7 protein-coding genes are annotated in these 12,488 nt (G+C 69.9%); 3 read left to right on the plus strand and 4 right to left on the minus strand.

The features are described from left to right. Nucleotides 1-27 precede the first annotated feature (27 nt). Nucleotides 28-3,150: a non-ribosomal peptide synthetase gene (locus tag ACZ4UU_RS36855; RefSeq protein WP_471907771.1), complete on the minus strand. Its 3,123-nt coding sequence runs from the start codon at nucleotides 3,148-3,150 to the stop codon at nucleotides 28-30. Nucleotides 3,151-3,410: 260 nt separating this feature from the next. On the opposite strand from ACZ4UU_RS36855, the gene ACZ4UU_RS36860 reads away from it, so the two are divergent. The 3 genes from ACZ4UU_RS36860 to ACZ4UU_RS36870 all read left to right on the plus strand — a co-directional run bounded on the left by ACZ4UU_RS36860 (nucleotide 3,411) and on the right by ACZ4UU_RS36870 (nucleotide 7,765). Continuing rightward, nucleotides 3,411-4,232 (plus strand): hypothetical protein, encoded by an 822-nt coding sequence (locus tag ACZ4UU_RS36860; RefSeq protein WP_471907772.1) that lies wholly within the window; start codon nucleotides 3,411-3,413, stop codon nucleotides 4,230-4,232. Between the two features lie 179 nt (nucleotides 4,233-4,411). Beyond that, complete coding sequence (locus tag ACZ4UU_RS36865) at nucleotides 4,412-4,735, plus strand: hypothetical protein (RefSeq protein ID WP_471907773.1); 324 nt, start codon at nucleotides 4,412-4,414, stop codon at nucleotides 4,733-4,735. Nucleotides 4,736-4,900: 165 nt separating this feature from the next. After that, nucleotides 4,901-7,765 (plus strand): helix-turn-helix transcriptional regulator, encoded by a 2,865-nt coding sequence (locus ACZ4UU_RS36870; RefSeq protein ID WP_471907774.1) that lies wholly within the window; start codon nucleotides 4,901-4,903, stop codon nucleotides 7,763-7,765. A gap of 81 nt (nucleotides 7,766-7,846) precedes the next feature. On the opposite strand, the gene ACZ4UU_RS36875 is transcribed toward ACZ4UU_RS36870, so the two are convergent. The 3 genes from ACZ4UU_RS36875 to ACZ4UU_RS36885 all read right to left on the minus strand — a co-directional run bounded on the left by ACZ4UU_RS36875 (nucleotide 7,847) and on the right by ACZ4UU_RS36885 (nucleotide 11,846). Further along, on the minus strand, nucleotides 7,847-9,073 hold the full coding sequence (locus ACZ4UU_RS36875) for a cytochrome P450 family protein (protein WP_471907775.1): 1,227 nt from the start codon (nucleotides 9,071-9,073) through the stop codon (nucleotides 7,847-7,849). A 38-nt stretch (nucleotides 9,074-9,111) separates the two neighbouring features. Beyond that, nucleotides 9,112-10,446, minus strand: a complete 1,335-nt coding sequence (rfbH, locus tag ACZ4UU_RS36880) for a lipopolysaccharide biosynthesis protein RfbH (protein ID WP_471907776.1) — start codon at nucleotides 10,444-10,446, stop codon at nucleotides 9,112-9,114. A 65-nt stretch (nucleotides 10,447-10,511) separates the two neighbouring features. Continuing rightward, nucleotides 10,512-11,846 (minus strand): cation:proton antiporter, encoded by a 1,335-nt coding sequence (locus tag ACZ4UU_RS36885; RefSeq protein WP_471907777.1) that lies wholly within the window; start codon nucleotides 11,844-11,846, stop codon nucleotides 10,512-10,514. Nucleotides 11,847-12,488: the final 642 nt, after the last annotated feature.

Here is a 12,488-nt window from a genome sequence, read left to right on the forward strand (position 1 = left end):
GAGCTCACCCCTACCCTGCCTACGCGATCAGCTGCCCCCGGCGGAGCGGATGTGAGCCGCGAGCGCCACCGGGGTCGGCGCGGCGAACAGATCGCCGAGTTTCAGCGGCACACCGACCGCCTCCTCGATCCGCTGCACCAACTGGGCGCCGAGCAGCGAATGGCCTCCGCTGGTGAAGAAGTTGGACTCGGGTGTCACCTCGTCACGGCCGAGCAACTGCTGCCAGAGCCCCATCAGCGTCCGTACCAGCTCGTCGGCTTCCTCGCCGGGCTCCGCGCCCGCCGCCCGCTCCGCGCCCTGCTCAACACCGTGGCCGGGTACCGCTGGGGTGCCCGCCCGCCCGGTGGCCAGCGCCTCGAGCGCGGGGTAGTCGACCTTCTCGTTGGCATTGGTCGGCAGTGACTCCAGGACGACGAAGTCCTGCGGGATCGCCGAGCGCGGCAGCTCCGAGCGCGCGTGTTCCCACAGCTCGTCGGTGAGGTCCCGGCCGTCGGTGGCCGCCTCGACGAACGCGACGAGACGGCCATCGGCGCTGCGGTCCCCGACGACGACGGCGGCGGCCGCCCTGACGCCGGCGTGTGCGAGCAACGTCGCCTCGATCTCGCCCAGTTCGATGCGGTTGCCGCGCAGCTTGACCTGTCGGTCCGCCCGCCCGAACAGCTCCAGGGTGCCGTCCGGGCGCCATCGGCCCAGGTCGCCGGAGCGGTAGTAGCGCCCGTACACGGGGTGCTCCCCGAACCGTTCGGCGTTGAGGTCGGGTCGGCCGTGGTAGCCGAGAGCGACACCGTCCCCCGCGATGCACACCTCGCCGCTGACACCGATGGGCAGTTCCCGGCCGTCCGGGCCCAGGACCATGACGCGGGTGTTCCAGATGGGTACGCCGATGTCCAGCCGACCGCCCAGCCGAGCGGGCAGCAGCCCCCAGGTGCACCAGGTCGTGGTCTCGGTCGGACCGTAGGCGTGGTGCACCTCGCAGCCCGTGGCGAGCAGCCGCTCGGCGAGCGGAACGGGCACGGGCTCCGCCCCGATGACCACCCGGCGCCCCGCCAGGCGGTCAGCCACCTGGTCCAGGACGAGCCGCACGGTCGTCGGAGTGGCCTGGACGATCCCCGGGTCATGGCGTTCGAGCAGGTCCCGCAGCACGGCGCCGTCGGTGCGTGCTTCGTCCGGCGCGACCACGATGTGACCGCCCGAGTAGAGCGGGACGTAGTGCTCGAGGTTGGCCATGTCGAAGGCGAACGTCGTCATCCACAGCGTCGCGTCCCGCGCAGTGGCACGCAGCCGCACGGTGTAGTCCGCCGCGATGTTGGAGACGGCGCGATGCGGGATGACGGCGCCCTTGGGCCGCCCGGTCGACCCGGAGGTGTAGATGAGATAGGCCGGGGAGCCGGGGTCGATCCGGCTCGGCACGTCGATCTCGGGCAGGTCTGCGGCGGCCTCGGCGACCGGCGGCAGCGTCAGTGCCACCACGTCCTCGTCGACCGGCCACGACAGGTCGCGGTCGGTCAGCACGACCTTCGCCCCGGAATCCGAGAGCAGGTACGCCACGCGGTGCGCGGGATGCTCCGGGTCCACCGGCAGATACGCGGCCCCCGCCAGCCAGGTGCCGAGCACGGCGGCGGTCAGCGACGCGCTCCGTGCGGCGGCGAGTGCGACGACGTCCCCCGGGCCGACTTCGGAGGTGACCAGCAGGTCGCGCACGCGCACGGCCGAGCGCCACAACCCGGCGTACGTCACGGAGGCGTCGCCCTGCCGAACGGCCACCGCGTCCGGGGTGTCGAGGGCGTGTCGGCGTACGGCCTCCACGACGTTCGGAGGATCGAAGGCGCGGGCGGTGTCGTTCGCGGCCTCGATGACCGCCCGGTCCTGGTCGTTCCAGATCCGCAGTCCACCGGTCGGCCGGTCCACGTCCTCGCCGAAGGACAGCAGCAGTGCCTCGTAGCGCAGCAGCAGCGCCCGTACGCCGTCCTCGTCCAGTTTCTCCGTGGCGTAGCGGGCGGTGATCCGGATGGCGTCGGCCGAGGAGGCGACGAAGAACTCCAGGTCGAACTTGCTGTAGCCACTCTCGACGACCACCGGCCGCACCCGTTGGCCGGACACCTCGAACTCCGCCTCGGTCAGCTGCGGGAAGTAGTTGAACAGATGACGGCAGAGCCTGTTCCGCCAGGACGCCCCGGCTCGCGGGACCAGCTCGGAAACGCTGTCGACCGGCACGTCCGCGTGGGACAGCGCGGCGAAGTAGGTGTCGCGGGCCTTGCGCACGAGCGTCCGGAAGCTGTCCGCTGGGTCGACGAGGACCCGCAGGGGCAGGACGTTGGTGTGGTGACCGACGGTGCGGGGCGCCTCCCTGGGGCGCACGCTCACCGGAGAGCCGACGGTGATGTCGGGTCCGGCCCCGTGTGCCGCCAGGAGCAGATCGAACGCGGCGAGCAGCACGACGGCCTCCGGCGCCCGCACCTCCAGGGGCAGCCGTTTGACGACGGCCACCGCCTCGGGGGACAGGGAGTGGGTGACCTGATCGCCCTTCAGCGTCGGGTCCGCCGAGTCCGGCGCGGTGCACCACAGGTCGAGGGAGGACGGGTCGAAGTCCGCCATCCGGCCGCGCCAGAAGTCGAGGCTCGCCGACGAAGGCTCCGGCTCGTGGAAGGCCGGGACCTCGGTCAGCAGTTCCCCGGTCGGGGGCCGGCCGGCCACGGCCGACTCGTATGCCGCCAGCAGTTCCTCCAGGAGCACGGTCCCGGAGATGATGTCGTAGACGAGATGGTGGAACGCCAGGCAGACGACATCGCCGTCGGGGTGGTGGAAGAGGCCCGCGCGGACCAGCGGGCGCCCGTCGAGGACGAAACGCCGGGTGACGAACGGCCGCAGCGCCCGGTCCATCTCCTCGGGCGCCGCGGAGAAATCGTCGAACTCGGATATTCCGACGGAGAACTCGTCGGCCGCCACGACGCTCTTCACCAGCTCGGCACCGGTCGCGAAATAGACGGTACGGAGAACCTCATAGCGGTTGCACAGGATCGTGACGGCATTGTGCAGAGCCGGAGCGTCCAGCTTGCCGTCGACCTGGAATGCCAGCGCCAGATTGTTCGCCGCGCTTTCGGGAACGAGCCGCTCCAGCAGCCACATGGCCTCTTCCTTGCGCGTGGCCACGGAAAATGCGCTGGCGGATCGGGCGGTGGGCTTCGCTGCGGGTTCCACGTGGGGTCCTCTCCTGCGGGGTCGCACGGTCGGCGCGGCGCGCGGGGTGCTGTCAGGCGTAGCCTTTCAAAAGCAAGATAGGAGAGTCGCGCTAAGCACGGATACCCCTACCTGTTGCGGGAATCCGTATAGGGGCAGTAGGGGCTGTCCGGAGTTATCCGGTGGGTTCTACACTCGTCGTCGCTCCAGCCGTCTGCGAACAAGGGATGACGATGACGGAAACAGCGGCGTGGAAGATTTTGACCGACAGCGACCCGTCGGGGTCCGTGGTCCTGGCGGTGGACTTCGACACCACCGGGCGGCCCGAGGCGCGGTTCACCGACCTGGTGGCCCATCTCAAGGTCGCCGCGACCGTCTGGGAGACCGTTCCGCCGGTCGCGGGCAGCCCGTTCGCCGCCACGGGCGCCGGTTACATCGATCGGTGGGCGCGCAAGCCGGCGGAGGAACGTCCGCATGTGAAGGCGCTGTTGGGGTTCTGTGCCGGGTCCGTGTATGCCGCCGCGTTGGCGGAGCGCATCGCCCAGTGGCAGACGACCGAGCCACTCCTCGTGTTGTTCGACCCCGAACTGTCAACGGCGCAGACGCTGATGTGGCAGTTCCAGAAGGTCACCGGGTTCATGAACTCCGTTCTGCCGGCGCAGGACATCGCCGAGGCCAGGGAGATCGGCCGGCGTGCCTACGAGGAGACCGAGGATCTCGGTGACCTGAAAGACGCGCTGATCTCCCTGATGTGGGACTTCGGTGAACCGGCGCTCGCCAAAGCCGGGCTGGACGAACGGCGCCGGGCGGAGCTCTTCGAGGTCTTCGGCACCTTCCTGAACTACCTTGCCGCAGCCGGCGACATCGACCCGCGCGAGCGCTGGCGCTCCGCCGTCGCGTTCAGTTCCAACACGCCGCTGAGTGGCCTGAACGCGATGCGATCGGCGGGTACGGAGGTGGCGGTGGCCCGCGAGATCAGGTGCGACGTGGACCACGGCGGCATGCTCGCCGATCAGGCGCTGGCAGCCACCGTCTCCGAGTTGCTGAGCGAGTAGGCGGTACGCCGTCCGGCCCCCCTGGGGGCAGGGGCGCCCGGGGCCTTGACGGCCGTGGGCGCCCCTTGCGGCTTTAGAGGGAGACAATGCCCGCTTCCTAGCCTGAAGTCGATCGAGCACACCACTACTCGTACGGACGAGCGCCGCATGAGTGTCATGTGGCGCGGGCAGGGGGCACGATGAGCATCGCGGGGGACTGGCAGATCACGGCGCACACGCCGAAGGGCGACTTCGAGTGGGTGCTGTCCATCGTCGAGACGGCCGACGCTTTCACCGGAACGCTCGACATGGTCGAGAGCAAGGTCGCCCTCGAAGAGGGCGCGGTCGACGGAAACCAGCTGACGTGGAAGTCCACGCTGCGCAAGCCGCAGGTCCTGAGGTTCTCCGGCCGGGCGACCGTCGACGGTGACAGGATCGCGGGCGAGTTCCGCATGGGTGCGTTCGGCACCCGCTCGTTCGGCGGCAGGCGGGTGAGCCCCGCGCCCACGGTGATCCCCGAGTAACGGAATCCCGTCCCCCGCTTATTCGGCCGGCGGGAAAACTCGCGCCAACAGCGGATCACTCGCTGCCGCGGTCCTACCCGTATGGCAGACTCGCAAAGTCTTGGTCAAGTCGTCAGGGGTGTCCGGCCCCGGGCTGTACGCGTCGTTGTGAGATGCGGGGGAAGTATGCACTTAGCTGGAAGGGAAAGAGAACTCAAAACCCTACGGCGGTTGTTCACCGAAGGGAAGAAGGGAACTGTTCAGCTGGCGGTCGTATCGGGGGCCGTGGCCAGCGGCAAGTCCGCTCTACTGCACGCCTTTGCCCGAGAAGTCGTCGGTGAGGGCGCTGTATTTCTTCAGGCGACCGGCTCGCGGACGGAACGGGCCTTACCGCTCGGAGTGATCGGCCAGATCATAGCGAGTTCCGCGCCTTATACGGAAAATGATGACAACGTCCGGCGTCTCATGGAGGACGCGGCACACAGCATTTCCACCGCAGAGGTAAAAGGGCCTCGGTCGCTGTGGGAATCGCAAACGGATGTGACCGGTGAATTCGATGTCCGTGCGCCGTCCGTGGTGAGCCAGGCGCTCTACGCCCTCAGTAGTCGCGCACCGGTGGTGATAGGAGTCGACGACGTCCACTATGCGGACGTGCCGTCGCTCGAGGCACTCCTCTATCTCATACGGCGGGCCAGTCTGCGCCCCGCACGGGTGCTTCTGATCCTCAACCAGTGTGACGAGCCGGAATTCAGTCATCCCCGGTTCGACGCGGAGCTCCTGCGTCACCGGCACTGTCACCAGATCCGGCTCAAACTGCTGTCCAGGGACGGTGTCGCGGAGATCCTCGCCGAGGATCTGGGCATACGCGCCTCGCGCCGTGTCGCGGCCTCGTGCCACGACGTGACCGGCGGCAACCCCCTCCTGGTCCACGCCATGCTGGAGGACCACCATGCCGAGGCTCGGGCGGCGGGAGCCGAGCTGACGCCCGGTGACGCCTTCTCGCGCGCGGTTTCGGCCTGCCTCTACCGCGGGGCTCCGCTGACCCTGAACGTGGCGCGGGCGATCGCGGTCATGGGCAAGCACGCGACCCTGCCCGTGCTCACCGACATCCTGGGCTCCGACCCCGAGTCGCTCGCCCGGGCCATCAGCGCCCTGCACGGCCTCGGACTGCTGCGTGGCGGGCGGTTCCGCCAAGACGCCGCCCGCGAAGCGGTTCTGTGGTCCCCGGACGGCGCGGACCGTTCCGACCTGCACGGCGAGGCCGCCCGCGTACTCCACGAGCACGGGGCGTCGGCCACCGTGGTGGCGCAGCACCTGGCCAGCGCCGGACGAGCCGACGGCGACTGGACCATATCCGTGCTGCGGGAGGCCGCCGACGAGGCGCTCGCCGCGAACGACGCCGACTCCGCCATCGCCTGGTTGCGGATGGCCGGCCGTGCCTCGACCGACGAACGCGAGCACGCCGCCATCACCGCGGCACTCGTCCGCGCCAAGTGGCGCGGCAGCCCGGAGGCGGCCCTGCCCTACATGCCGGGCCTGAGCGCCGCCGCACTCGACAACCGGCTGGAGTTCCGTGACGCCGTCGCGCTGGTCGGGCACCTGCTCTGGTTCGGCCATACCGAGCAGGTCCTCGACGTCCTCCAGGCCATGCAGCGGCACGGCAGCGGTCCCACCAAGGAACTCGACCCGATCCGCATGGGGCTCGGCTGGGCGTTTCCCGGCCTCTTCCCCCGCCACCAGGTGGGCCACGTCAGCTCCGGGCTCGTCGAGGCGCACGCCCCGGCGGCCCGGATCTCCACCGGCAACGCGTTGTACGTGAGCCCCGTGCTCCCGCAGAGCGCCGGGGACGACGCGCTGGGCGCCGCCGAGCAGACCCTGCTCGGGGCCAGGCTGGACGACCACAGCCTGCCGACGCTCTCCGCGGCCCTGGTGTCGCTCATCCACCTCAACCAGCTCGACCGGGCCGTGCACTGGGGCGACTCCCTGCTGCGGCAGGCGGCGCAGCGGCGGGCCTCGATGTGGCAGGCCCTCCTGGCCAACCTGCGCGCGTTCATCGACATACGCCGGGGGCGGATGGCCACGGCCGAGCGGTTCGCCCGGGACGCACTGACCCTCGTCTCGCCCAAGAGCTGGGGCGTCGCCGTGGGATCGCCGATCGCCAACATGGTGCTCGCGGCCACGGCCCTGGGCAAGCTCGACAGCGCCGCGGCCTATCTGAGCATCCCGGTGCCGGAGGCCATGTTCGACACCATGGGCGCACTGCACTACCTGCAGGCCCGCGGCCGCTACCACCTCGCCATGGACTGTCCGCACGCCGCACTGTCGGACTTCCAGGCCTGTGGCGACCTGATGATGAAGTGGGACCTCGACGACCCCCGCCTCGTCGCGTGGCGGACGGACGCCGCACAGGCGTCGGCGGCGCTCGGCCACACCAACCAGGTGCGGGATCTGCTCACCGAACAACTGGCCAGGGCGTCGGCCGACGACTACCGCACCCGTGGCGTATCGCTGCGCATCCTCGGGTCGGTCGACGGGGCGGAGGACTCCACGGCGTTCCTCAGCGAGGCCGTGGAGAACCTCCGCGAATCCGGCGACCTCTTCGAACTGGCCCTGGGCCTGGTGGAGCTCGCCCGCGCGCACGACGCCCGTGGACACGGCGACGAGGCCCGCGAGCTGACCCGGATGGCCCGCGGCCTGACCGAGGAGACGGGCGTCGAGCTGGTCGGCGTTCCCTGTCGCCGGAGGACGCCCGGAGAGACCGAACCACGACGTTCGGGCCCTCCCGATGGGCTGCCCGTGGGTACCGACCGGCGTTCGCAGCTGACCGACGCGGAGCTGAGGGTCGCCGTGCTGGCCGCGCGGGGGAAGTCGAACCGGCAGATCGCCGCAAAGCTGTTCATCACCATCAGCACGGTCGAACAGCATCTGACCAGTGTGTACCGCAAGCTCAATGCCAAGCGGCGCACCGATCTGTCCGCCGAGCTCCAAAGCGTCCTCGTCACGGGCGGGAATGAGCTGCCTCCCACGGGCCCGGACACGGCCACGGCGTGACAGCTCCGCAGGCCCGGCACCCGGTTCCACACCGGGCTGCGGGGCCTGCGGCGCGAGGCGCGAATGCGTCGCGGGCGTCGCTCAGCCGAGGGCGACCCGCACCGGAAGGGCCGTCAGACTCCGCATGACGATGCTCTGCCGATAGCGCAACTCCTCCGGAGCCACGTCCAGTTCGAGGGTGCCGAAGCGGCGCAGCAGCGTGCCGATGGCCAGCTCGCCCTCCAGCCGCGCCAGTGGAGCGCCGATGCAGTGGTGGATGCCCCGGCCGAACGCGATGTGGCGGTTGCCGCCGCGGCGTGTGATGTCCAACCGGTCGGCGTCGGGGAACGCAGCCTCGTCCCGGTTGGCGGAACCGAGGACGACGTTGACGAAACTCCCCTTCGGCACGGGCGTGCCGGCGATCTCCATGTCCTCCACGGCCCAGCGGGCGGTGGCGCGCTCCAGCGGGGCGTCGTACCTCAGGAACTCCTCGATCGCGTCCGGCAGCAGCTCGGGGGAGTCCCGCAGCAGCTTCAGCTGTTCGGGGTGACGCAGCAGAGCAAGCGTCCCGTTGGCGATGAGGTTCACCGTGGTGTCGTGACCGGCGATGATCATAAGGATCGCGGTGCCGATCAGTTCCTGCGGGGACAGCTTGTCGTCGCCCTCGGCCGCGGCCAGCGCGCTGAACAGGTCGTCACCGGGGGCGGCCTTCTTGGCCTGCATCAAGTCGGCCAGATAGGCGCTGAACTCCTGTACCCCCTCCGCCTTGCCCGGCGTACCCAGCGGCAGTAGCACGGCCTGCGACCACGCCCGGAACTTGTCCTTGTCGGCCAGCGGAATGCCCAGCAGATCGGCGATGACGGTCATGGGCAGCGGGAAGGCGAACTCCGTGAGCAGGTCCACCACGCCCTGCCCGTCGGACAGCCGGTCCGCGATGCCGTCGACGAGTTCGTCCGCCGTCCGCTGAACGCGCTCACGCATCACCTCGACCCGCCTTGCGGTGAACTCCCGGGCGAGCAACCCGCGGAGCCGGGTGTGCTCGGGTGGATCGCTGGCGAGCATGTGACCGGCCAGGTTGGAGCCGCTCTCCTTGGGCAGCGGAGCGCCGCTGGCGGCCAGCATCGCCGCCCCGTGCTTGGGATTCTTCCCGAGCCGGGCGTCGTTCAGCGCCGCCCTGGCGTCCTCGTACCGCGTGACGAGGTACATCTCCATCCCGTTGCCCTGGCGGACCTTGGCCACCGGGCACTCCCGCCGCAGGCCCGCGTAGTACGGGTAGGGGTCGCCACCCGCGTCCCCGGCGGCGTCGTGTCGTGGATCCCGTTCAGTCATGACAGCGTCTCTCCTCGGTGAAGTGGATGGCGCGCGGGTCAGGCCGGTACGGCGCCGCTCCCGCGGCGCCGATGGGCGGCCGTGACGAACTCGCGGACCGAGTCGGCCATGTAGTCGACCATTTCGGCGGTGAGCCGGGGGTGGACGCCGATCCAGAAGGTCCGGTCGGTGATGATGTCGCTGTTCGTCAGATCGCCCGCGATGCGGTGCGGCCGGTCCTGGAAGGCCGGATGGCGCGTGAGGTTGCCGCCGAAGAGGCGACGGGTCCCGATGTTCCGCCCCTCCAGGAATGCCACCAGCTCGTCGCGGGTGAACGGGGCGTCGTGTGCGACGGTCAGGACGAAACCGAACCAGCTGGGGTCGCTGTGCGCGGTCGGACGCGGCATGAGCAGACCCGGCAGGTCCTCGATCGCGTCGCGCAGCTGCCGCCAGTTCCGCCGCCGGGCCCGGCCGAAGTCGTCCACCTTGGTCAGCTGCGTCAGCCCCAGCGAGGCCTGCAGGTCGGTCGACTTCAGGTTGTAGCCGACGTGGGAGAAGATGTACTTGTGGTCGTAGCCGTACGGCAGTGTCCCCATCTGGTACCCGAAGCGCTTACGGCACTTGTTGTCCTCGCCCGGCTCGCACCAGCAGTCCCGGCCCCAGTCGCGCAGCGATTCCACGATGCGGGCCAGTGCGAGGTTGTTGGTGAGGACGCAGCCACCCTCACCCGTCGTGATGTGATGCGCGGGATAGAAGCTGATGGTGCTCAGATCCCCGAACGTGCCGGTGAGCTGTCCGTTGTACGTCGACCCCACCGCGTCGCAGTTGTCCTCGACGTGGAACAGCTCGCGCTCCTCGGCCAGCCGGGCGACCTCCTCGACCGGGTACGGGTTGCCCAGCGCGTGCGCGATCATGATGGCTTTGGTCTTCGGCCCGATCGCCGACTCGATCCGCTCGACGGTCGTGTTGTAGGTACCGAGTTCGATGTCGACGAAGACGGGAACCAGGCCGTTCTGCAGGATCGGATTGACCGTCGTCGGGAAACCGGCCGCCACGGTGATGACCTCGTCGCCCGGGCGCAGCCTCCGGTCCTGCAGCAGGCCGGAGGTGAGCGAGCTCAACGCGAGCAGGTTCGCCGAGGAACCCGAATTCGTCAGATGCGCCTTGCGCAGCCCGAGGTAGCGGGCCATGGCGCTCTCGAACCTGCGGGACGCCGCGCCCGCCGTCAGGTTCAGATCCATGGCCGCCTCGACCACGGCCACCCGGTCGTCCTCGTCGAGCACGGCCCCGGCCGACAGCAGCGGCGTGACGCCTGGAACGAAGGGCTGGACGGCCGATTGTTCCTGGTGGTACTTGCGGATCTGGTCCAGCACCAGGTTCTTCAGTTCGCTCACAGTCGTCCTTTCACCGGCCTGTGCAAGTCCGCGCGCCACGCTAACCACGTCGGCTCAAGGCCCTCTTAAGGGCGCGTAACCCGGTCGTGGGCGGGCTCCCGGCTCCCGGCGTCCCGCCGCTTGGGGCCGGTCGCGGCGTCCTGGCCCCGCTCGATACGGGAGAGCAGCGGCCCCGTCATCAGCGTGGTGACCAGCGCCATGATCACCATGGCGGTGAACAGCCTGGTGTCGATGACTCCCAACGCGAGACCCACGTTGAGGATCACCAGCTCCGTCAGCCCCCGAGTGTTGATCAGCACACCGAGAGTCGCCGCCTCCCGCCCGGGCGCCCCCGTCAGCCGGGCCGCGCCTGCCGCCCCGGCGAACTTGCTCACGCACGCCACCAGGAGCACCGCGATCACCATCAGCACACCCTGGGTGCCCAGCCCCTGGATGTGCACCGACAACCCCGTCACCGTGAAGAACACCGGGAGCAGCAGCAGGCTGGCCTGTTCGATGCGCTCGGGCACCTCCGGCGTCTGCGCGTCGATGTGCCGGCGCGGCACGGCGAGACCGAACGCGAAGGCACCGAAGACCGTGTGCAGGCCAATGGCGTGCGTCGCCCACGCGCTCAGCAGCAGACCCGTGATCAGCACCACATGGGTCAGATGCGCGCTCCCGCCCCAGTGCCGCTCAGGCGCCAGCAGCCTGTGCAGCCCCGGCCGTACGACGAACACCAGGACCAGGAGGAACACCACGGACTCCAGCGCCATCCGCACCAGATAGCCGGAGCCGTTGGAGTGCACGACGACCACGACACCCGCCAGGATGCACCAGGCGAGGAGGTCCTCCAGCGCCGCGCAGGCGAGTGCCAGCGTGCCGACACGTCTTTTCGCCAGACCTCGTTCGGTGATGATGCGCGCCAGCACCGGAAACGCGGTGATGGACATGGCCGCGCCCAGGAACAACGCGGGACCGAGCCCCTCCGCGGTCTTCAGCTCCGACCGGTCGACCCAGGGCTGGAGCGCCATGGCGAGCGCGGTGCCCATGGCGAAGGGCAGTGCCACCGAGCCGAGGGAGACCACGGTCACCTGCCGGCCGCTCCTGCGCAGCTGACCGATGTCCAGGTGATATCCGACGCCGAACATGAACAGCACCAGGCCCAGTTGGGCCAGCACCTGTAGATACGGTCTGACCTCCGCCGGGAACAGCACAGCGGGAAGATCCCCCGGGAGCAGCCCGAGAAGACTGGGGCCGAGCGCGATCCCGGCGACGATCTCGCCCATCACGCTCGGCTGGCCCACCTTCCGGGAGGCCCAGGCGAACAGGCCGGCCGTCGGGATGAGAACCGCCAGGGCGATCAGCACACTCGCGGTGACCGATGCGGCAGATCCGGCGCTCAGTACGACGTGCGGTTCCATCGCGGATGAACTCCCTGGGTCGGGTGGCGTGTGCGGGCATGGCACGTCCGGCAGCGGAAGAAGGGCCGCCCAGCCGACGTGATGTCCGCCAAGCGCTCACCACCGCCCGGGTTCCGCGTCCGGTGGTTCGGCCGAGGCGGGCCAGGCCTGCGTGCCGCGGCCGGATCCGTTCGACGGCGCGTCGTGACTCCGCGCGGTGGACATGCGGGTCGCACGAGGCAGAACAGCGTTCCCTTCCGGTGAGACCTGCGCGAGCGGATCGAGAGTGGCAGCGGCAAATTGGCCGAACAACCCCTGTCCGGCCCCTGCCGGACCCCCATGACGCCGACATCGCCGTCGCCTCGGGTGACCGCCCGGAACCGACCAGATAGGGGTCGTCACCCCTACGGTCCGCGCGGCTGTGCGGACCCCGTGGTCACGGCAACCGGTGTGGCTGGGAAGCGTGGCCCGGTGGGCCGGGCCGAGTGGGCCGACGCCGGCCGCGCGGCCCGGAGGAGGGGCCCGGAATCTCCCGTGAAGGCTCGGCCGACCACGGCGAACGCCTGCCGCGGGAGCGAGCGGGAACGCCGACGGGACCAGACCTCATGCATGCCGAGCCATGATTTCCCGTTGGCCAGAACTCCTCTGCCGACCGCGCGGATT

The organism is Streptomyces sp. NPDC028907 (assembly GCF_055564995.1).